Source organism: Superficieibacter electus (assembly GCF_002915575.1).
Classification (GTDB): Bacteria; Pseudomonadota; Gammaproteobacteria; order Enterobacterales; family Enterobacteriaceae; genus Superficieibacter; species Superficieibacter electus.
Window position 1 is genome coordinate 63529 of the sequence record NZ_PQGD01000012.1, and the last position, 21973, is coordinate 85501.

Here is a 21973-nt window from a genome sequence, read left to right on the forward strand (position 1 = left end):
GATTCCCGTCTCTCTTATTTTGCCTTGGTGACGTGCTCCAGCCGGTTAAGCGACCAGAGATTAGTGGTGTAACCTTTTACGTCATCCTGCAAGACAATGGGTGCAAAAGACTCGAACATCGGCAATACGGCAGGCTTCGCCGCGACAAATTTTTCCTGAAGGGTTTTAATCAGCGCCGCGCGTTTAGCCGGGTCGCGTTCGCTGCTGGCCTGGTTACGCAGGGTATTGAGCTCCGGGATATCCCACGCCGAGCGCCAGACGAAATTACCGGCATTTTTCGCTTCCAGTCGGTTATCCGGGTTAGTCACAAAATCGTTCATTGCGCCCAACGCATTGGGCATAATCGCCGTGGCCTGCGGCAGCAGCAGATCGAAATCACGCGCGCGGTGCGCCGAGACAATATCCGCCCCGTTGCCCTGTTTGATCTCAATATGAATGCCGACCTGAGCGAAGTTGGCCTGGAGTGCGGTGGCGATGTCCACGCGCGGCGGCTGGGCAATGGTTTTCAGAGTGAGGGTTAATCCGTCCGGGTAGCCCGCCTCGGCCAGCAGTGTTTTCGCTTTCTCCGGCTGGAACGACCAGTCCGGATTGGCAATCGCCCCCGCCCAGTCTTCCGGCACCGGTACGTTACGCTGGCGACCATACGGCCCCAGAATGGTGTTGGCGATGCCTTTATAATCAATTGAATACGCCAGCGCTTCACGCACCAGCGGGTTATCCAGTGGCTTACGACCGGCGTTCATCGCCAGCACATAGAAGCCGCCGATTTTGACCTGCTCAACCTTAAACCCGCTTTTGCCGGTGAACGATTTCACATCAGGCGCGGTGAGCGCATTAGCAATATCCACGTCGCCGCGCGCCAGCATCAGTCTTGCGGTCTGGCTTTCCGGCACGTGGCGCATAATTACGCGTTTCATCGCCGGTTTATCGCCCCAGAAGGCGTTATTTGCTTCCAGGATAACCGTTTCATTCGGCACCCAGCGACGCAGGGTAAAGGGTCCCGATCCGGCGACGTGCGTGCGCAGCCACGCGTTGCCATAGTCGTTATGATCGACGTGTTTTTCGACTTCAACACTGTCCACGATGCTGGAAATGCCCATCGCCAGGCGGTATAGCATATCTTCGGCGGTGACTTTATCGGTCAGATTGATGCGAAAGGTTTTTTCGTCGATCACTTTTATCAGCGAGTCGATATTCTCCGCCGTGTAGCCCGCGCTTTTGTAATAGGCGGACGCGGACTGGTTGAGCTTCAGCAGGCGGGTCAGCGAAAACGCGACGTCTTTTGCGGTTACCGGATTGCCGGAGGAAAACGTGGCGTCACGCAGATGAAACGTAATCCCGGTATCGTCAATGTCCCACTTCTCCGCCAGTTGCGGTTTTATGGTGTTCTTGTCCGCGTCGTCAGAGTACACCAGCCGATCGTAAACTGCCGCCAGTACTTCCTGGGTTTTCGGCTCGGTGCCCTGCTGCGGGTCGACTGACAGCACCTGGGCAAGCGAGGTGGCGATCACCAGTTGATTATCAGGCGTCGCCGCCTGACTCAATGGCGCAACGGTAAGGCTGGCGGCGAATGCCATGCCTGCTATCAACGTCTTACTGAAGAGTTTCATCAGGTATTCTCCATCACATGAAGAGGCGGTTGGTCGCAGGCAAGGCGGAACGGGTCATTTCCTGTTGCGACGTGAGGTAAAGATGGCGTGCAAAATTGAGCGCGCCTTTCACCGGCGGCTCCAGCAGCAGCGCCGTTTCGGTATCGTCACCGACCAGGCGGCGCACTTCCCGGGTAAAGGCGTTAAACAATAAAGGCTGGCTGATAATGACGCCGCCAGCGCAGACCACCGTGCTGACATCGCCTTTTCTCTCTTTCAACAATGCCACCTGCCCGGCCAGTACGCGGGCATGATGCTCAATGATCTCCAGCGCACGAACGGAGCCATTATTGGCTGCGTCGAAAACCAGCGAGGCGGCTTTCGCCCACATGCGCGGTTCCGTCGTGGAGAAAACGTATTCCAGACCGTGAGGATGATCGATGGAAAACCAGGCCAGGAAGTCGTCAATAAACGGATCGCGCTCACCGCGATCGTAAACCGCCAGCGCCGCTTTCGCGGCATCTCTGACGATGCCTGCCGCACCGCCCTCATCGCCAAAAATCCAGCCCCAGCCGCCCACCGTCAGCGCGCTGTCGCCAACGGTCGCGGTCACAGACGAGCCGGTTCCGGCAATCAGCCCGGTGCCAGAGGTTTTCCCGTGCGCCAGAATAAGAAGATGGGAGTCGTTGAGCACGCGCACCAGCGGGTAACGGGCGGCGAGCGGCGCACGAAGCACAGCTTCCTGCTCGGGCGTGTCGTTACCGTGTACGCCAGCCACGACGGCGGCAACCACGCCCAAGCCGCGGGTTGCCGTCTCAACCAGCATCACCAGCGCGCTGGCGCGTTGCTGTCCATCCAGGCTTACCCAGCCGGTGCTTTCATGCACCTCATCGAGCAACAGAGCACCATCGCTGGCAGAGGCAATCTGGATATGGGTCTTACTTCCTCCCGCATCGATACCCACAAGAAGCAGTTGTTTACTTCGGCTCATTTTTAGTGGTTTCCTGAGATGTTGTCGATCAAGAGAAAAGGCTCAGATAGCGCCGCCGGGGCCCTGGTGTTGGCATGTAAAACAGGTTGCGCTATCTGAGAAATTGTTTATTTTTTGTATATATTAAAGTTACCGACTTTTATAATTGGGTCAAGGGTCATTGTTGTGAAGTGCATAGCATTTATTTATATTTAAATGACTCAGGGAGACACGCATGAATACAGGCAATGAACCAGCACTAACGGAGGTGGCCCAGGCAGTCTTTGCCCGTCTCCTTGCACTTGGCGAAGCCACCCGAAAGCAACTCGCAGAAGGCACCGGCTTTAGTTTCCCCTCCGTCACCGTCGCGCTCGCTGAACTTACGGCACGAAATAACGTGAGCGAATTACGCCGTGAACAGGGCGCACGTGGACGTGCCACGATTGTCTATGGCGTGAGCGATGACGCAGGCTGGGTGCTGGGCGTGGATATCGGCTCAACGCAAATCAGCTACGTAGGCCGGGCGCTGAACGGGAAGTGTCTTGGCAGTGGCAGTATCAAACGCGAGAAATCCACGGTACATCCGGGAACCCTGGCAGGGGAGCTTATCGCCAGCGCCGCCGATCTTGGCGCGCTTAACGCCGCACCGCTGGCGGTGACGGTCGCCATCAATCAGGTGGTGCCGCGCCAGCTCATGCATCCCCATCGCCCGCGTTCTCTGGCGTTAGACATCGCCGAAACCTTTGCTGCCTGCTGCGGGCTGCCTTCCTCCACGCCGTTTATTCTGGAAAACAACGTTAACTGTGCGGCGGTCACGGAACATCAGCAGGGTCTGATGAGCGGTCATGAAGATGCGGCTTATATGCAGATTGGCGTCGGTATCGGGCTGGGATTTTTTGCCGACGGCACGCTGATCCGTGGCGGACAAGGCATAAGCGGCGAGCTTGCGCAAATCCCGCTGTCCTGGAGCCACAGCCGTTCTTCCGGGCCGGATGCCATTGAGCAACGTTATGGTTCGGCAGGATTAATGAAACGCGTGGCGGAATGTTTTCAGTCAGACGAGAGTCATTCTCCTGACTCGCCGGAGGCGCTTTTTGCCCTCGGCGCAACGGGGGATGAACGCGCGCAAAATCTGATGTATGAGCACAGCGTGGCATTGGGCCGCATCGCTGCTGCTGCTGCGACCATTCTCGATCCCAGTATTCTGGTGCTGGGCGGCGGGTTATCCCGCAATCCGGCGTTTGCCCGCATGATTGCCGACGAGTTTGCCAGTCGGAATCAGGATACCCATATCGCCATTTCACAGCGGGGAACAGAAGCGACGGTAGAAGGCGCGTGTTTGCTGGCGCGGGATTATGCCATTACCCGCATCGCCACCCGTTTTCACCGGCCCGTTTGCGCACGGCCGACGCTGTTGCCCGGCACACAGGCATTAGCCGCTGCGGCAACATGATGTAAAACACGCTCGCGCCGCAGGCCGAACCTGCCTGGCGGCGCTGCGCTTGCACAGGCCTACAAATGACGTGTACCGCCGCGTAGGCCGGGTAAGGCGAAGCCGCCACCCGGCAGGCCGTGTAAAGCGCCCCATTTTTACGCCTCAGCCGCGCAGCCCGTAGGCTGGGTAAGGCGAAGCCGCCACCCGGCAGGCCGTGTAAAGCGTCCCATTTTTACCCCTCAGCCGCGCAGCCCGTAGGCTGGGTAAGGCGAAGCCGCCACCCGGCAGGCCGTGCACAGCGCCCCATTTTTACCCGTCAGAAATTATACGTCAGCCCCACCGTATAACGACGGCCATCAAGCACCGTGTCGTAGGTGTCATAATCAATCTGCTTATCCAGCGCGTTATACACCCCGGCGGAAACCAGCAGGTTTTTATTGGCGTTGTAGCGCAAGCCCAAATCGATTTGCGTATACGACGGCGTGCCCTGAGACATGGAGGTGCGGCTCAGGTATTCCGAGGTTTTACCGCGCAGGTTCAGACGACTCCAGAAACCGACGTCCTGCGTGGCCTGCCAGTCCAGCGTGGTGTTAAACATATGTTTTGGCATTTTGTTCAACGGCTTGCCGGAGAACTGGCCGCTTTTCTGCTCGGATTCGGTATAGGTGTAATTCGCGGTCAGGTTCAGATCGCGCACGATTTCCCAGCCGAAACTGGATTCCACACCGCGCATGTTCGCTTTATCAACGTTCACACGATCGCTGACGAAATCGTAGCTATGGTTGCCGATGGTACAGGCCGGATCGGCGCTGCTGTTACAGCGGCGAACTTCGGTGATCTTGTCTTTAAAATCGGTGTTAAACAGAGTAATACCGGCGTTGAGATTGTCATTATTATCCCATAACAACGCGATCTCTTCGCTCAGGCTCTTCTCCGGCTTCAGATCCGGGTTGCCAACGATGATGCCGTCAAGACGTCCGCCGCCTGTCACCTGGCCCCAGCTTGCTGAGGACTGGCGCAGATCCGGTGCACGGTAGCCCGCTGAAACGCCGCCTTTCAGAGTCCACTGCTCAGCAAGATGCCAGACGCCATAGCCACGCGGCGTCCAGTTGGTGCCGTAGTTTTCGTCTTTATCCATGCGCAGGCCGCCGGTCAGGGTAAAGCTGTCGGTCATCGCCCACTCATCTTCCGTGAACAGCGCCCAGCTCCAGCGGGTCAGCTTATTCAGGCCATCCGCCGCCTCAAGTTGGTTGCCGTTATCGTTCAGTTTTTCATAACGGTACTGACCGCCGACGGTCAGGGTGTGATCGCCGAGGAAGATCTGGTTCTGGTTATTAAAGGTGGTGTTATACGATTTCATGTCACGGCCAGGGTTGGTCGATTTTTCCTGCTGGAGATAGCTGGTGGTGTTGAAGTCATCATAATAGCCATTATGGGTTAAGCCATACGTCGTATGCTCATAGCGGCTTTTACTCGGGCTGTTAGGCGTGCAGGTAGTGCCACGGCAGCTTTCAGAGGCCATCGACATGCCCGGCGTGCTGTTGCGGTCCTGTAATTCACGCGCAACGTCGAGGTCAAAATCGTTTTTCTCATCCGGCGTAAAATTCAGCGTCACGCCACCGTTACGTAATTTTTGCTCGTTATAGCCGTTAACAATCTGGTCTTCCGCACGGCGCGATAATAACCCGGTAATTTTCGCGCCCAGCAGGCCGTCAATAATCGGGCCGGAAGCGTAAGCGTCGGTCTGGAATAAATCGCCGGATTTATTATTTTCCTGGAATGTGGCATCACCGTGCAGCGAGCCGGTCCAGCCTAAATTATTCGACACCTTTTTGGTAATCACGTTAATGACGCCGCCCATTGCATCGGAGCCATATAATGATGACATCGGTCCGCGAATAACTTCAATGCGTTCGATGGATTCCAGCGGCGGCAGCCAGCCCTGTTCAATACCGGAATTATCGCTGTTAGGGCGCGTGCCGCGCGTGCTAATACGCTTACCGTTGACAAGGAATAAGGTGTACTGGGAAGACATGCCGCGAATACTAATATCGCTGCTGCTCCCGCCGCCGGTGACTACCACGCCGGGGACGTCTTTTAACGCATCGGTGACGTCACGGTAGGCTTTATCTTCTATTTGCGCTTTGGAAATAACGGAAATAGAGGCCGGGGCATTCTGGATTTTTTGTTCAAAGCCGGTGGCGCTGACCACCATAGTATCTTGTTCAGCAGAACAGACGCTGGCTGAAAATGTGGCGAGAGAGAACGCTGTGGCCAGTAATTTAACGCGAGATATTGTCATTTTCATTCCTTAGAATAAAAAGCACCCGTAAAAAAAGTGTGCTTATAAAAAAGTGCAAAATTTTTATAAAAAGCTTTTATAGAGAGTGAAACGCCGCGATTTTAAAAAACAAAGATGAGAATGTAAACATTAATGAGAATTGTTAGCATTTGTAACGTGATCTTCGTCACACTTTATTCTCCAATAGAATACCCGCTAATTTTAGCAGGGTTATTATTTAGCCCCAGTTCATAACGGGAGCGTTATTTAAGGAGAAATACGCTTTTACCTGTTTTTTATCAGGGCGATACACTTTGTGTGTTTTTTATTTCTTTAAAAAGAAGTCAGTTACGCTTGTGGGCCAATGCTTTGCCAAATTTAAAGTAAACTCATCATAATCCACTCGTTATTTGTCTCTGTGAGGCCCGGTTTGCGCATCGCAACGATTACCAACTTTGCCTATATCGCTACCGTAGTATTGACGCTGGCCTCCGGCGTAGCGCTGTTTATGGCCTCCGGTGCCGATAAGGCTGAGCGAGCAGCAGTAAAGCAAAGCCGGGATTTTGATGCCGCAACGGAACAGTTAGAGAAGGAAGCCTTTGCGCAGACCGATCTTGCGCGTTTGTCGGTGGTCAGAAAGGAGCCAGAAAATATTCAGGCGTGGAAAAGCGGGATGGCGCAGGATCGTAAACTGGAACGCCATTTAGCCACGTTAAATGATGTCGGGGCGTCCGCTGAAGAATTAATTCTTTTGCATGAAGGGCTTGCTCTACTTAAAACCCTGGAAGATGAGCAACAATCTGCCATTACCGCGCTTGAACAAGGACGTAACGACGAGGCTATCCAGCTTCTGTTTGGCGCAGATTACGAGCGGCAACTGTCGCAGGTAGAGTACCGCTTTACCCATTTTGAAAGCCTGATTAATCAGCGCACCGAAGCGACTATCGCTGAAGCCACGCAGACTTCCCAGCGGCTGCGCACCCTGTCTGAAATTATGGTGGGGCTGACCGCCCTGCTGTTCCTGTTCGTCCTGGGCTTTATCATCAAGCACCGGATTTTACGCCCGGTCGTCACGTTGAGCGATGTGGTGAACCGGCTGGCGACGCAGGACTACGCGGTGGAAGCGCCAGTCTATGCGCAAGTCGATGAAATCGGCGATATGGCGCAGGCGATACGTATCTTTCGCGAAAACGGCATGGTCCGCCAGCGGCTGGAGCAGGAGCGCGATGCCGACTGGGAAACGCGCAATTTACTGGCGCGGATGACGCAGCGGCTTCAGGGGTGCGAGTCCCATCGCAGTATCATCAAGGTGGTGAGTCTGTTTGCGCCCAAAATTGTGCCGGAGATGGGCGGGCGGCTATATATCCTCGATCCGCAAAACAATACCATGAAGTGTATGGCAAGCTGGTTATCACCCAGTGGTGATAGCACGCCGTTCCCGCCTGAATGCTGCTGGGCGCTTAAGCGCGGGCAGTTGCACAGTCCTTCTAAAGATAATGTCGATATGCCCTGTGAACATTATCCCGCTCAGGTAGCCACCAAAGCGATTTGTGTGCCGCTGATTGCACAGAATAAAACCATTGGCCTGCTGACCTTTGATAATCATATCAACCAAAAAGAACCACCTTATGTCTATCTTGAACTGATGGCGGAGACGCTGTCGCTGGCGTTGGCGAACCAGAAACTGCGCGACACGCTGACCGAGAAAGCGATGTACGATCCTCTGACCGGCCTGCGTAATCGCCATAATCTGGAAGAGCTGCTGCGCGGGCTCATCGAGCGTGCCGAGACCAAAAAAAGCTGCGTAAGCTGCCTGATGATCGACATCGATTACTTCAAAAAACTGAATGATACCTGGGGCCACGGCGCGGGCGATAAAGTGTTGCGGGAAACCGGACGCATCATTAGCGAACGGCTGGATGAGGCCAGCGTGGCGTTTCGCTATGGCGGGGAAGAGTTTTTAATTTTGCTGCCGGATCTCGACGAAACGCAGGCTAAACGCATCGCCGATCAGATCCTGCATAATGTTGGCCAGCACCGGATGGTATATGAACTCCACGACGTCGGACCAATTTCGGTATCAATTGGTCTTGCAACATGGCCGACGCATGCGCGCGAAAGCAATCTGGTCAGGGCCGCAGATCTTGCCCTGTATCTGGCAAAAGAACGCGGCAGAAATCAGATTGTAGTCGCTAAAAAAGCGTCCTAAAGCTTAAAGGTCGGCCAGTGGATCTCGTTAACACCGTTGAGCCGTGGGCGGGCGAACAGGAACCCCTGGAAACGGCGGATGCCCGCAGATTCCAGCCAGCACCACTCTTCCAGTCGCTCGATACCTTCAGCAACGATAGTAATTTCCAGCTCCGAGCAGCACTTAATTATTGAGTTGACGATCGCCTGCTTAGGGCCGCTAAGGTGGATATTGCTGACGATTTCGCGGTCGATTTTAATTTTATCCGGCTGGAATTTGGTCAGCAGCGACAGCCCTGCGTAGCCGGAGCCAAAATCATCAATCGCCAGACCAATGCCGGCGGCACGCAGTTTTTTTATTGCGCTGGTGAATTCCCGAAAACCAGAGATCACCTCGTTTTCGGTCACTTCCACGATCACCTGCTCCGGGCTGAGGCCGTATCTGGCGATATTCTCCAGCAAAAAATCGACCGCGCCGGGCACGTGGACCAGCGACATCGGCAATAAATTAATGGCGATCTTATGATTACCAATACCGATCTTCTCGGCCAGGGCAAAGGCGTAAGCTTTGGTTTGCAGATCCACTTCATAGATTTGATCGTCAGGGATCGCTGAGAAAAATTGCTCCGGGCTGCCGCCGTTATTGCCGCGTACCAGCGCTTCCAGCGAACTGATAGTGCGTCCCAGCGGTTCGACGATCGGCTGAAGTGCAAACTGGCACATCTGGCCGGGCCACAGGGTCGGTGTCGGTGGCCGGAAGGATGCCATTTTTGGCTCCAGTGCCCAGTGGTTCGGGTCAAAACGGACATCGGCCTGCGCCCGGTGCTCGGTCGTGGCAAAGGTTTCAATAAACTTGAACACCCGATCGTCCGCAGCGAGATAGCTTTCCAGTTTTCCGTAGCGCAATACCGAATCTAAAATCACCTGCGGCGTTTCAAGGCGCAAATCGAACAGCACCATGCCCGCACTGGCGAAGCGCCGTCGGGGCGCGTAATCCCGCATCAACTCAATAACGTTCTGATGGCGAATGTCGAGGCTAATCTTCGAAAACAGGGCGTCGAGCGTCTCTTCCGGCCCTTCCAGAACCTGAAGAAAATGTGTGCCGTCAAACAGCAGCATGCCCGTCACATCCAGTGCCGTATTGCTCCGCTTCGCCTTCTCGACCAGCGCATCAAGGGGAAACGTTTCACAGGATAAATTTAACTGGCTGCGGTAGATAAGCGTCGTTAACACCGTAAGCGTCCCTGAATGAGTCATGTTAAAAGATATATAACACTTTTAACACACAGCCAGCGATGTCACACGATGAACCGATGGATTGTGCCGATATTTACGCAGAAAAAGCATCAGTGGCGTTTATTATTGCGACTGCCCTGCTGAATTTGCGTTAAATACCGGGCCGGGCGTAGCCGCCGCCCGGCAACGGTCCTGCGCTATACCAGGCTTTTCACTATCTCCATCAGTTTTTTCACCTCTTCCGGTCGGGTATTACCGGTCTGCGGATCAATAATAGAACTGTAAACGTGTGGCATGACGCGCGGGATGCCCGCCTCCAGACAGGTTTGCAGAATGATACCGAAATTTTCCAGTGAAATACCGCCGGTTGGCTCGATCAGCGTCATGCCGTTGCGCGCGGCGGTTGTCGCCAGCATGTACAGTTCCGGCAACGACTTCTCACCGCCCATTGGGAAAAACTTGGCCGCGTGCGCGCCCATATCCTGCATCATTCGTACCGCCGCGTCACAGGAGACGCGGGCAGGCGTTCCCTGAGTACTGCTGACGCCAGTGGAGATGAGCACTTCGCCTGGCGTTCCGGTCGGGCTGACCAGCGCATTAATGTGCGTCTGTTCGCCCCCTGTTGCCGCCAGCGCGCCTGCGGCAAAGCCACAGCCGGTGAAGGTCTGGTTGACGTGCGCCGGGTGTACCTTTGCGGCAATCATCGCCGCCTTGTAATACTGCGCCGGATCGCCTGCGCCCAGCCCGACCGAGATGGACGGAACGTCCGCCATCCAGCGCCTGACCTCCTGCACGCCGTCTTCGACGGAGGCAAACTGCGCCGACAGTACGCCGATGACCGCATGACCGTCGGCGGCGTCATAGATTTCCCGGGCGTTGGCAATATCTTTTGCCAGCACATTAATCGCCACACGCTGACGATAAAAATTAATCTGTTGCATGGTCTGCAATCTCCTGTAATCGCGCGACGATTAGCGCCATTTCTCCTTCGGCGACCGTGCGCGGGTCGAGACTGAAAACGCCCTGGTCGAGGTGATAACGACGCGCGTAAATGGCGATATCGCCGCCGCGCAATTGGGCTTCAACGCCGCGTGCGTCCAGCCCGAGTTCCTGCGCATTGACCCGGACGCGAATCCGCCAGATCGCACGTCCGGCTTCATCCTGCTCAATGTCGGCGTAAAGTCCGCGAATTGCTGAAATCGCGCCGGCTATCGGCTGCAATTGTTCGGCACTCAGCGTGGACTGGCCCTGATGATAGTTCTCCAGCGCATACACCAGGCCCACCATATTCTCTTTACCGATCTTCATCGCTCGTGCGATGCCGTGGTGTTGCGCTTTACAGGCGGCGATCCACGTTTTCTTGCCGGTGATAAACCCGGAGGTGGGCGCGTTAAAGGCTTTCGCCCCGCTGTAGATCACCATATCCGCGCCGCTGGCCACCCAACTGTGCAAATCTTCTTCCGCCGCCGCATCGACAATTAGCGGCAGGCCATGAGTGCGGGCGACGGCGACGAAATCCTCAATGGTCAACATCCCTTTCTGCACACAGTGGTGCGACTTAACGAACAGCAGCGCGGCAGTATTGTCATTAACCGCACTCTCCAGTTGCCAGCGGGCCGCCAGGTTGCTCGAACCGACTTCCACCACTCGTCCGCCGCCCAGGCGGATCGCGCTGGTAATGGGCGCGCCATAATCCACGTTATGCCCGCGCAGCATCACAATTTGATTCGCCAGTCCGGTGCTGTCCGGCATTTGCGCGACGCTTGCCTGCTCACCGTGGGTGATGGCGGCGGCCACGGCAATGGCGATCCCCGCTGAGGCGCACGAGGTGACATAGCTGTCTTGCGCGCCGGTATAGCGGGAGACCAGCTCACCGGTGCGGTCCACCAGCCGGTCGATTTCGACAAACGCCGAGGCTGCCCGTGCGGTGGCCTGCATCACCTCCGGCGCGACGCTGGAGACGCCAAGAATGGTCATCTTGCCGCAGGCGTTAATGACCTGCTTCAGCCCCAGTTGTTGATAGATATTCTGCGTCATGGCTTACAACACTCCCAGCAGCGAACAGACGACGCTAAGCACCACAATCGACAGCAGAATAGTGGTGTAACGCGGCCCTTTCTTCACCAGATAGAAGTAGATGGCGAACACTGCCGCCAGCGGCAGCAGGCCGGGTGCGATAGAGTCGAGGATCTGCTGAACCACTACTTCAGAGCCTTTCAGGGCGCTGATTTTCAGCGGTGTGGTGATCTTGACGTAGCTTGCCGACAACGCCCCCATCATGATCAGACCCAGCACGTTGGCACCGTAGATCAATTCTTTAATTCGCCCCCCTTGCAGCAGCCCAACGATAGAGTCACGCCCTAGGGTGTAGCCTTTGTGGATCAGGCCGTAGCTTATCGCCAGCGTAATCGCCGGATAGAGAATCAATGGGGCAATACCACCGAACGCGCTGCCATTAGCGGCGAATGGAATAAAAATAGCGATTAACAGCGGCATTACGGCGGCCCAGACGATAGAGTCGCCCATCCCGGCAAGCGGCCCCATCAGCCCGGTTTTAATCCCGGTAATGGAGGCATCGCTTATCGGCTCGCCGCGCGTTTTCTGCTCTTCCATGGCGATGGAAATCCCCTGGATCACCGCGCCAAACGTCTGTTCAGAGTTGAAGAAGTTGAGGTGGCGCTTCAGCGCCTCCACCTGCTCCTCTTTTTGCGGGTAGAGCTTTTTGATGATCGGCGTCATCGAGGCGCAGAAAATCAGGCTTTGCAGACGTTCATAGGAGTTGGACACTTCCGCCCCCAGCCAGTAGATAAACCAGGCTTTGGTGATATCCGCTTTGGTCAGCGCATGGCTGGTCCGCGCCCGCTCCACCAGTTCATGTTCCATTACATCGCTACTCATGAGGTTGCTCCTTCATTTTTCGCCAGCCCTTTAATCAGGAAGGCCACACAGGTGCCAAAGATGGCCATCGCCATGATGTCTACTTTCAGATACAGCACCGCGAAGAATCCGCCGATAAACCACGGCAGCAGGCTTTTTTTACCGATCACCATAATGGTGATGGCGAAACCCAGCGCCGGGAGGATGCCGCCCATAATTTCAAACGAGTGGGTCAGCCAGTGCGGCATCAGCTTGAGGAAGCTTTCCACCACGTTCTGACCAAAATAGTTGGCAGCAAATACCACCGGGAAACGCAGCACCAGCCCCAGCAACGCCGGGTAGACAAAGGCGCAGCGCATGATGCCGGCGATATTGGCGGTTTCCGCATGTTTATCCGCCATATGTACCCACGCGGCATTCAGGGTGCGCCGGAGCTGATCGAGGAACACGCCGATCACCCCGAACGGGATTGCCAGCGCAATCGCCAGATTCGGGTCCATTCCGGCTTTCACCGCAATAGGAATTGAGATGCACGCCGCCAGCGCCGGGTCCGACGGCACGTTGCCGCCCGGAGTGGAGGTTACGCCAAGATAAACAAGCTGCATGCCCGCGCCGATGATCATCGCTGTCTGCATGTTTCCGAGCAGCAGTCCGACGAAAACCGCAATCACCACCGGCTGAAGCAGCATCGCAGAGAAGGTGTAGCCAAGGCGTAAACGGGCAAACCAGTAATACAACCCCATCAGGCTTGCAAAAAGTAAGGTATCCATAGTGTTATCCCATTATCAGAGGGTTAGAATTTTTTCAGGATATCGTCCAGCGACTGCGGTTTATCTTCCGGGATGGTCTGGAAAATCACCTGAATGCCACGGCTTTTCAGATCCTTAAGAATGCCGACGTCTTTTTCATCCAGCGTAATGTTCTGAAATACCGCTTTGCGATTTGGCCCACCGCCTAAGCCGCCCACCTGAATCGCGCCGACGTCAAAGCCCTGGGTAACCGCCTGCTGAATGGCGGCCAGCGAGGGAAACAGCACCAGTACTCTGCCGTCGCCAAGCTGGTTTTCCTGCCACGCTGCCGCAAAGCTGTTATTGCCATAGCAATCCACTTTGATGTTTGGCGGCGCGGCCATCAGGTAGATATTTTTCATAAACGGATCAGCGTCCAGTTCATCACTGACGACGGCAATCCGGTTGGCCTGCGACTGCCCCACCCATTTGGTGACGACCTGACCATGAATGAGGCGGCTGTCAATGCGACATAACACGATGTTTGCCATACTCTTTTCCTTATTATTGTGGTTGTTGTAGCTGTCGAACGTGGGCCACGACATCAAGGCAGCTATTGCGTCCGGCCTCTACCAGTTCGGGTACACAGGCAGTGAGCTGACCGCGCTCACGCTGATCCAGGGCTTCCAGCAGCAGCGAGGCATTCAGCCCGCAAATCACCGCCACCGGGTAGTCCGCACTCAGCCGCGCCGCCACGTTAGAGGTGGTGCCGCCAATAAAGTCCGTCAGAATAAGCGAGCCTTCCGGCAGGGTTTGCACCACCGCCTCAACCCGTTGATAAAACTCACCCAGCGTATCGACGGGCATCAGCGCAATTTCGGTTACGCCTTTGATTTCACCCGTTACCATACGCAGGCTGTTGCAGAGCGGTTGCCCCCAGCCGCCATGCGTCAGCAGCAGGATGTGGGGCAAGGGTTCAGTGGTCGTCAAAATGGCCTCCTGGCGCGATTTCATGAGACTTGTAATGCCTGATGGCGCTTCGCTTATCAGGCCTACGGACAGTACTTTTGCAGGCCGGATAAAGCGTTTACGCCGCCATCCGACAACACTCATCAGAATAAGAGCAAAGGCTGTGCCAGGATTTGTGTCACGCGAGGAAGGGAAGTGATCCGGCGAAGCGCAACGCCCCGCCAGTAAAGGGATTAGCTATACAGCAGTTCGTAAATATAAAAATATTCCGCGTCCGATAACCGGATGGCATAAGCCTCTTCAATCGGCAGAAACGCAGATTTGATGACACTAAAGGCGTGGGCATCCAAATCGGGCTTGTTTTCCAGCGCCATCTGTAACGGTTTACGGTTAATCACGATACGCTCGACCATACAGCAGCAGTGGATCAGGAAGCGCAGTGTCACCTGGCGGCTCGGTTTCAGGGAAAGTGCGGTAGTCAGGTGGCTTAGTACCCCTTCCATCTCTTTTAAAATACGTTGCGGATTGAGCACCGAGATATGGTTGATAATACTCTCCATCGTCAGCGCGCTGATAAAACGCATTGCGCTGCGCTCCATTTCCAGACGCCGCTCGCTGCTGGTGAGATCCGGCGTCAGCAGGCTCAGCACCAGTTCCGGCCCCTGTTCGGAAAACAGCTCCTCCAGCGAGATAAACGGAATATCCGGCAAACCCGGCTGGAAAGTGCCAACGATACCGGCCAGCCGCTCGTCCGCCCTTAACGCCTGCTGGACACGCTCCAGACTACGCACCTCGTTGTAATCCAGGATCACCATCCGCGTGTCCTGCGACATCAGTTCACCAAAGCTCTCTTCGAGTACTTTTTTGATTTTCTCCGCCGTGCCCATGCCGGTAATACAGGAGATCACCAGCACTTTTCCGGCGCTTTCCTGCTGCGGCGTGCAGAGCTGGCAGGCGATACCTTTGTCGTGCATTAATCCGGCAAGCTGCGGCAAGTCACTGGTTTCAAAGCTCAGATCCAGCCCAATTTCCAGCAGGCTGGGCAGCGTGATATTCGGCATCAGTAGCACGTCGATCTGGAATAGCTTGCTGACGGTGCTGCCGAAGTGAATCAGAGAGCCAATATCGACCATCAAAATCAGCCGCTGATAGTGATGCGCCCGGATCATCTGCGTCAGGGTTTCCAGCGTGTCATGAACCGATTGTTCGAATGGCATGTCGATAGCGCTGAACAGGTCACGCTCCAGCACGCGGTTGACGTACTGCGCCATGCTGGTGGCGGTGGTCGCACCGTGCGCAATCAGGATCACCCCGCAGTCCGGGCTGGCATCAATACGCTGGCGATAATGTCGACACTCTTTCAGGAAGAGACACAACCAGACCACTTCCGTTGCCGGGCACTGAATATGCAGCAGTTCGTTGATTTTTCGGCACAGTAGCGTGGCGTTGTCATATTCGTCTTTGCAGCGGTCAAGGATCAGGCTGGAGGAATAAAGCTGGGGAATAAGACCGCGCTGGACATAGCTAATCAACGCCAGGAAATGTTTGCGTAACGGATTCGCCAGGTTTTCCGGCAGGGCAAAACCCAGCACCTGCTCCACGCAGCCGATGAGTAACGTGACCCGCTCTTCAATTTGATCGCCGTAACGCGGCGGGTGAGCGGCGTTATCCCGGCTGTAGAGGCCATATTCAAAAATCGAGCTCAGTTTGTTTTTCAGGATCGCCAGCGTTTCGGCAGGCGGCACGTTGCTGTTGCGCAGGTTGATATACTCGCGGGTCAGGAAGCTATAAAAGAGGTCGCTCTCCTCTCTTTGCGCGCCTGAAGACAGCGATGTTTTCAGCACCGGAAGCGTACGGGCGTCAACGCTGAGCCGCTCTTTACCGGCAAATAAAGCATCCACCAGCAGACGCTGCTCTGGCGTGGCATTAAAGGGCGTTTCTACCAGTCTTTTATCCAGTACCAGCGCCTCGTTATGTTCCGCCATTCCTGACGCCCACGCCTGGGCGCAGAGGAATTGAATATCGCTTTTTAGCTGACCGATATTGCCTTCCAGCGGCTTGTTCAGTAGCCACAACAGCAAGGTTTTATCGATAGTTACCGTGCGCTCGATTTTGCGGCTTTCGCGCTGAAGAAAACCGACGATCAGTTCAACCTGCTCCTCAACCGAGCGCTGGCGGATACCGGGTAAATCAATGCAGACCTGAATACGGCGCTGGAATGTGCGCAGAAGAGAAGAATTCACCGGCTCGGTAGTGGCGCAAATCAGCCGTACCGAAATGCGCCGCGCGCTGGCGCTGGAACCGAGCGGCCGGTATTCCCCCTTATCCAGCAAAGAAAACAGTTTTTCTTGTCCTTCATACGGCAGTCGGTGGACTTCATCCAGCAGCAGATAACCGCCATCCGCCTGCTCTATCAGCCCGGATTTATTCTCCGTTGCGCCGGTAAATGCGCCCTGGCGATGACCAAAAAGATGAGATGAAAGCAGTTCCGGATTATGGGCATATTCCGCGCAGTTAAAATACACCAGCGGCGGCGCGACACCCGATGCCTGGTCGCAGGCGTAGCGATGCATGAGTTCCGCAAAGAAGGTTTTACCGACCCCGGACGGCCCCGTCAGCAGCACATGCAGGCCATGAGGATACAGTACCGCCGCTTTGCCCTTCTCGACGGCATCACGCAGGCTGCGCTCATAGCCAATCAATCCGCTGAAAGGATCGGCTGTCGCGGGGAGAGATTGATGCGGCAATAACGCAGATACTGAACTCACCTCGCGCTCATTGGCACCCAGCTTGCGGGCCAGCAGCACTTCAATTGCCGCCCGGTGCAGGAAATACACCGGGCGGCCACGACTCTTCACGACCAGACCATCGTTCCACAACTGATTGAGATCTTTACTGACCGAGTTACGCGCCAGACCGAGATTAAAACCGATCCGCTCTGCGGTAAAAGCGACCTCCTGCTGTAGATCGGCCAGACTTAACGCGCGCGTCAGCCGTTCCAGCTCTTTTAGTACGATCTCAATACGTCTCATGCCGTTGTCAGACTCATGAATAAAGATGACTCAGACCATACACTATTACTTTGTGCGAAAAAGAGACAGGACGGGAATAATAGGTTTTCGTGATGTTTTGACGGCGTTCAGATGCACATTATCAGCTCATCGCCCGACCCGCGCCTGTAATTCCGCCGGGTAGCGATCGCCGGTGATGCGGATGGCTTCCAGCGCGTCGCTGATGCGTTGCAGGTCGCGTTTATCCAGCGTGACGTCCGCTGCGGCCAGGTTTTCCTCCAGGCGATGACGTTTGGTGGTACCAGGGATCGGGACAATCCACGGTTTTTGTGCCAGCAGCCACGCCAGGGCGATCTGTGCGGGCGTCGCGCCTTTATCGGCGGCGATGTCATTGAGCCTTGTCACCAGTTGCTGATTGGCTTCCAGCGCTTCGCTGGCAAAACGCGGTACCTTACTCCTGAAATCATCCTGACCGAACGCGGAATCCGCCGTGATGGCACCGGTTAAGAAGCCTTTACCCAGCGGGCTGAACGGCACAAAGCCAATGCCCAGTTCTTCAAGCGTCGGCAGAATGGTTTGTTCCGGCTCGCGCCACCATAATGAATATTCGCTTTGTAGCGCGGTGACGGGCTGAACGGCGTGCGCACGACGGACCGTTTCTGCCCCTGCCTCGGAAAGACCGAAATACTTGACCTTACCCTCGGCAATTAACTGCTGCACCGTCCCAGCGACGTCCTCAATCGGCACATCAGGATCGACGCGATGCTGATACAGCAGATCAATCACCTCGGTTTTCAGGCGGCGCAGAGAACCTTCCACCGCCTGGCGAATGTGCTCCGGGCGGCTGTTGAGGATTTGCTGTTTGTTGTCATCGCCAAAGGTGAAACCGAACTTAGTGGCGAGGATCACCTTGTCACGCACGGGTTTCAGCGCTTCGCCGACCACCTCTTCATTCAGATACGGACCATACACTTCTGCCGTGTCGAAGAACGTTACGCCGCGCTCGACGGCTGCACGTATCAAATCAATTGCCTGCTTTTTTTCCGTGGCCGGGCCGTAACCGTAGCTCAGGCCCATGCATCCCAGTCCCAGCGCGGAAACCACCGGGCCGTTTTTTCCCAGAATACGTTTTTGCATGTGTTTGCTCTCCACAGTGTGATGCCTGAACAACAGCGTACTCCAGTAACGGGAAAAGCATTAGCGGGTATAATCGGGATAAGTTTATGAGGCAGATTCATTAATACTCTGGCGTGCTGCGTGATTTACTCATTGCAGAGGTACGTTAAGGCAAACGCATCGCCTCAACGAACAGCGAAAACGCCGTGGTGTGCTGCCGGCGGCTGGGATAGTAAAGGTAATATCCCGGAAACGGCTCGCACCACGCGTCCAGCACGCCCACCAGTTCACCCGAGGCGATAGCTGCTTCGACAGTATCCTCGGGAATATACACCAGCCCCATTCCCGCGCGGGCGGCCTCAATACGGTGGCGTAAGGCGTTGATCGTCAACTGGCCTTCCACCCGCACCTTCAGCGCTTTTCCGTCGCGGGAAAACTCCCACGGCAATAAGCCCCCTGCTGTCGGCAGCCGCATGTTAACGCAGCGATGCTGCTGCAGATCGGCTGGCACCTGCGGCGTCCCGTGCTGGCGCAGGTATTCAGGTGAACCGACCACCACCATACGCATCGGCGGGCTGACAGGAATGGCAATCATGTCTTTCGCCACCGCTTCGCCGAGACGAATACCCGCGTCAAAACGCTGTGTGACGATATCCATCAGCGCGTTGTCTACCGTCACCTCAACGTTAATGTCTGGCCAGCGGACCATAAAGTCCCGCAGCACCGGCCACAGGACGTAGTCCACCGCGTGCTCGCCCGCCGTAATGCGGATATTGCCTGCCGGGATGTCACGCATGTCTTTCAGGCTGCTGAGTTCATTTTCGATATCCTGAAAATGCGGGCCGATGCGCTCAATCAGCCGCTCTCCTGCTTCTGTTGGCGAGACGCTGCGCGTAGTACGGGTCAGCAGACGAATACCCATTCGCTCTTCCAGGGCGCGCATGGAGTGGCTGAGAGCCGACTGCGAAAGCCCGAGCTTTGCCGCCGCGCGGGTGAAGCTTTTTTCCTGCGCCACCATCAGGAAAGCGATCAGGTCATTAACGTTTTCTTTCAGCATGGGCGTGTCTGGAGGAGTCATGAGGTGGCATAAGTATAACGCGCACAGTGATGAATTAAATTCATAGGTCCATTTCAGGATGGGCGGGTAATGCTTTAGGGCGGGAGTGCGTAAGCTTAACGCACACTTCAGGAGAGGAAAAAGCATGAAAATTATTCGTAGCGGTTCCATTGCGTCAGCATCCGGGCCAGAAGCGTATTTTACCGGACGCGTGCGGATTGACGCACCGTTCAGCGCCGATGCGCCCGCCCGTGTCGGCGGCGCGACGGTCACCTTTGAGCCTGGTGCTCGCACGGCATGGCATACTCATCCGCTCGGTCAGACGCTGATCGTGACGCAGGGCAAAGGCTGGATACAGTGTGAAGGCGAGGCGATTGAGGAGATGCATCCGGGGGATATCGTCTGGATACCAGAAAATGTGAAACACTGGCACGGCGCGACGCCCGAAACCGCCATGACGCATATCGCCATTGCCGAAGCGGTGGACGGCAGCCCGGTAACGTGGATGGAAAAAGTGAGCGATGAGCAGTACCGGCAATAGGGTTGGAGGAAAACGTCCGGCCCCGGTGTGCGGACCTGCCGGGCGGCGCTGCGCTTGCCCGGCCTGCATTATGCAAAATGGCTCCTGATACCTGTAGGCCCGGCAAGCGCAGCGCCGCCGGGCATGGTGGGCACAACGCTACGCCTGCCCGCGAAAGGTTTTACGCCATTCGCTGGGGCTGACGCCGAAACGGTGTTTAAATTGCTGGCGAAAGGTGATCGCCGACCGAAAACCGACATGCTCCGCGATATGTTCAACGGACAGATCGCCGCCCTCGAGTAGCGCCTGGCTACGACGCAGGCGCTCAACGGCGATCCAGTCGGCGACGGTTTGTCCGGTAGCCTTGATAAAATGACGCGTCAGCGTGCGGCGACTCATGGAGGCGAGCGCGGCCAGGGTATCGAGATCGTGCGGCTGGTTCAGGTTGTCCCGCAGATGCGCTATCAACGTGTTGATGCGTGCATCCTGCGTCGTTTGCGGTACCGCATGCGCAATAAACTGCGCCTGACCGCCTTCACGATGGGGCGGGACGATCATCCGTCGGGCAATCTGGTTGGCCGTGGCGCTGCCAACGCGCTGGCGAATGAGATACAGACAGCAATCCAGCGCAGCGGCGGTGCCAGCAGAGGTGATCAACCGATCGTCATCGCGATACAGCGCGTTAATATCTAATTGCGCCCGCGGAAAAAGCCGCTGAAAATCGTGCTCATACTCCCAGTGGGTTGCCGCATGGCGTCCGTCCAGCAGCCCGGCGTAGCCGAGCACAAACGCGCCGAGGCACAGTCCCACTATCTGCGCGCCGTTACGGTGCGCCGCCACCAGCGCGTCGAGCAGCACCTGCGGCGGACGTTCATTGACGCTGTGCCAGAACGGAATAATCACAATATCTGCCGTCGCGATTGCTTCAACCCCGTGGGTTGCAACCACCGAAAACCCGGCGGCTGCGTTTACGGTTCCGGGCGTTATGCCACAGAGTTTCAAATCAAACAGCTTTCGCGCCGCGATTTTCTCGCCGAACAGGATGCACGGCACGGAGAGATGAAACGGACTGAAATCAGGCGTGACGACAAGGGCGACGGCTGGCGCAGACATCATTATTCTCCGGTATTAACAGCTCACGGTTTCTCCATCCAGCGGAATGCTCACCCGATCGCCAAATTGGTTAATATCAACATACTCACGCAGGGCCGCACGGGTAAGCAGGCAGTGATTTATCGCCTCCATGTGGGTCGCGATAATACGCGCCTGCGGCACGATCCGGTGCGTTCTGAGCAGGTCTTCACTTCCCATAATAATCGCCCCCACGCCAATAATATGCGCCCATCCGGCATTTAACACGACCACCTCAGGCTGATATTGCCGCAACGCGGCTTCCACGGCGGGAACCCAGACAGTGTCTCCGGCCAGATAAAGCGTCTTTTCCCGCGGATGTGTAAATACCACACCGCAGGCCTCCCCGAGGCGCGCGGCAAGCTGAGCATCCGTATACGCTGCATCTGGGCCGTGCTGGCCGTTAGTTTTCATCAGCGTCACGTCGCCGATACGGGTGGCGGCGTCTACTACCTGTAGATGCGTAAATCCCTGTTCCTGTAGCAGGGCTTCATCGCGCTGATTTTGCACAAAAATCAGCATTGATTTAGGGATCAGCGCTACCGCCGCATCATCCCAGTGATCAAGATGCGTATGGGTGACGATGATGGCATCGACATCCAGCAAATCCGCCAGCGGCACGGGCAGGTCAACGCGCGGGTTACGTAATTCAGCCCGCGCGGACCCGGCAAAACCGGGATAGGCTTCTTTTTCTGCCAGCATCGGATCGATAAGAAAGCTTTTCCCGCCATAGGTAATCCGTTGGGTGGCGTTACGTATTTGGGTGATGTTCATCTTTATCTCCGGCATCAGGTGAGTAGGGAGAAAGCATAAACACACGGCCTGCGGCGTACCGCAGGCATTTGGGCATATAACGATGGGATCGG

The 21973-nt window shown here is 55.9% G+C and carries 18 protein-coding genes; 3 read left to right on the forward strand and 15 right to left on the reverse strand.

Features of this window, described 5'->3' with window-relative positions; translation table 11 throughout:
* Nucleotides 1–14: 14 nt before the first annotated feature.
* Together CHU32_RS15715 and CHU32_RS15720 are read right to left on the reverse strand one after the other, a co-directional pair.
* Nucleotides 15–1610 (reverse strand): ABC transporter substrate-binding protein, encoded by a 1596-nt coding sequence (locus CHU32_RS15715; protein ID WP_103750884.1) that lies wholly within the window; start codon nt 1608–1610, stop codon nt 15–17.
* A gap of 13 nt (nt 1611–1623) precedes the next feature.
* On the reverse strand, nt 1624–2580 hold the full coding sequence (locus CHU32_RS15720; RefSeq protein ID WP_103676326.1) for an N-acetylglucosamine kinase: 957 nt from the start codon (nt 2578–2580) through the stop codon (nt 1624–1626).
* A gap of 214 nt (nt 2581–2794) precedes the next feature.
* Between CHU32_RS15720 and CHU32_RS15725 the strand changes: the two genes are divergently transcribed.
* Nucleotides 2795–4012 (forward strand): ROK family protein, encoded by a 1218-nt coding sequence (locus CHU32_RS15725; RefSeq protein WP_103676325.1) that lies wholly within the window; start codon nt 2795–2797, stop codon nt 4010–4012.
* 298 nt (nt 4013–4310) lie between these two features.
* Here the strand turns inward: CHU32_RS15725 and CHU32_RS15730 are convergent, their stop codons facing one another.
* Entirely contained in the window at nt 4311–6296 is a 1986-nt protein-coding gene (locus tag CHU32_RS15730; RefSeq protein WP_103676324.1) for a ligand-gated channel protein, read from the reverse strand.
* A 409-nt stretch (nt 6297–6705) separates the two neighbouring features.
* Here CHU32_RS15730 and CHU32_RS15735 point away from each other — a divergent pair, with 409 nt between their 5' ends.
* Complete coding sequence (locus CHU32_RS15735; protein ID WP_103676323.1) at nt 6706–8484, forward strand: diguanylate cyclase; 1779 nt, start codon at nt 6706–6708, stop codon at nt 8482–8484.
* On the opposite strand, the gene CHU32_RS15740 is transcribed toward CHU32_RS15735, so the two are convergent.
* The 10 genes from CHU32_RS15740 to CHU32_RS15785 form a co-directional block, all read right to left on the reverse strand.
* Entirely contained in the window at nt 8481–9695 is a 1215-nt protein-coding gene (locus CHU32_RS15740) for a diguanylate phosphodiesterase (RefSeq protein WP_103676322.1), read from the reverse strand. The genes CHU32_RS15735 and CHU32_RS15740 overlap by 4 nt on opposite strands.
* A 200-nt stretch (nt 9696–9895) precedes the next feature.
* Nucleotides 9896–10639: a 2-dehydro-3-deoxy-phosphogluconate aldolase gene (dagF, locus tag CHU32_RS15745; protein ID WP_103676321.1), complete on the reverse strand. Its 744-nt coding sequence runs from the start codon at nt 10637–10639 to the stop codon at nt 9896–9898.
* Nucleotides 10626–11735 carry a D-glucosaminate-6-phosphate ammonia lyase gene (gene dgaE, locus CHU32_RS15750; RefSeq protein ID WP_103676320.1) on the reverse strand — a complete coding sequence of 370 codons (1110 nt, stop codon included), beginning with the start codon at nt 11733–11735 and terminating at the stop codon, nt 10626–10628. The genes dagF and dgaE overlap by 14 nt, the downstream gene beginning before the upstream one ends.
* Before the next feature lie 3 nt (nt 11736–11738).
* Nucleotides 11739–12596 carry a PTS system mannose/fructose/sorbose family transporter subunit IID gene (locus tag CHU32_RS15755; RefSeq protein WP_103676319.1) on the reverse strand — a complete coding sequence of 286 codons (858 nt, stop codon included), beginning with the start codon at nt 12594–12596 and terminating at the stop codon, nt 11739–11741.
* Nucleotides 12593–13345, reverse strand: coding sequence for a PTS mannose/fructose/sorbose/N-acetylgalactosamine transporter subunit IIC (locus tag CHU32_RS15760; protein WP_103676318.1), 753 nt, complete (start codon nt 13343–13345; stop codon nt 12593–12595). Before CHU32_RS15760 ends, CHU32_RS15755 begins: the two co-directional genes overlap by 4 nt.
* Before the next feature lie 23 nt (nt 13346–13368).
* The gene (locus CHU32_RS15765) at nt 13369–13854 is read right to left on the reverse strand and encodes a PTS sugar transporter subunit IIB (protein ID WP_103676317.1); all 486 of its coding nucleotides are present in this window, start codon (nt 13852–13854) and stop codon (nt 13369–13371) included.
* Between the two features lie 13 nt (nt 13855–13867).
* Nucleotides 13868–14293 carry a PTS sugar transporter subunit IIA gene (locus tag CHU32_RS15770; RefSeq protein ID WP_103676392.1) on the reverse strand — a complete coding sequence of 142 codons (426 nt, stop codon included), beginning with the start codon at nt 14291–14293 and terminating at the stop codon, nt 13868–13870.
* Between the two features lie 212 nt (nt 14294–14505).
* Nucleotides 14506–17304 carry a transcriptional regulator DagR gene (dagR, locus tag CHU32_RS15775; RefSeq protein WP_103676316.1) on the reverse strand — a complete coding sequence of 933 codons (2799 nt, stop codon included), beginning with the start codon at nt 17302–17304 and terminating at the stop codon, nt 14506–14508.
* A 126-nt stretch (nt 17305–17430) separates the two neighbouring features.
* Nucleotides 17431–18420: an aldo/keto reductase gene (locus CHU32_RS15780; protein WP_103676315.1), complete on the reverse strand. Its 990-nt coding sequence runs from the start codon at nt 18418–18420 to the stop codon at nt 17431–17433.
* Between the two features lie 145 nt (nt 18421–18565).
* Nucleotides 18566–19456, reverse strand: a complete 891-nt coding sequence (locus tag CHU32_RS15785; RefSeq protein ID WP_103676314.1) for a LysR family transcriptional regulator — start codon at nt 19454–19456, stop codon at nt 18566–18568.
* A 145-nt stretch (nt 19457–19601) separates the two neighbouring features.
* Between CHU32_RS15785 and CHU32_RS15790 the strand changes: the two genes are divergently transcribed.
* On the forward strand, nt 19602–19997 hold the full coding sequence (locus CHU32_RS15790; protein ID WP_103676313.1) for a (R)-mandelonitrile lyase: 396 nt from the start codon (nt 19602–19604) through the stop codon (nt 19995–19997).
* A gap of 138 nt (nt 19998–20135) precedes the next feature.
* Here CHU32_RS15790 and CHU32_RS15795 read toward each other — a convergent pair whose 3' ends face one another.
* Both CHU32_RS15795 and CHU32_RS15800 read right to left on the reverse strand, forming a co-directional pair.
* A complete protein-coding gene (locus CHU32_RS15795; protein WP_103676312.1) occupies nt 20136–21089 on the reverse strand; it encodes a GlxA family transcriptional regulator in 954 nt (317 codons plus the stop codon).
* Between the two features lie 15 nt (nt 21090–21104).
* Nucleotides 21105–21881, reverse strand: coding sequence for an MBL fold metallo-hydrolase (locus tag CHU32_RS15800; protein WP_103676311.1), 777 nt, complete (start codon nt 21879–21881; stop codon nt 21105–21107).
* Nucleotides 21882–21973 lie beyond the last annotated feature (92 nt).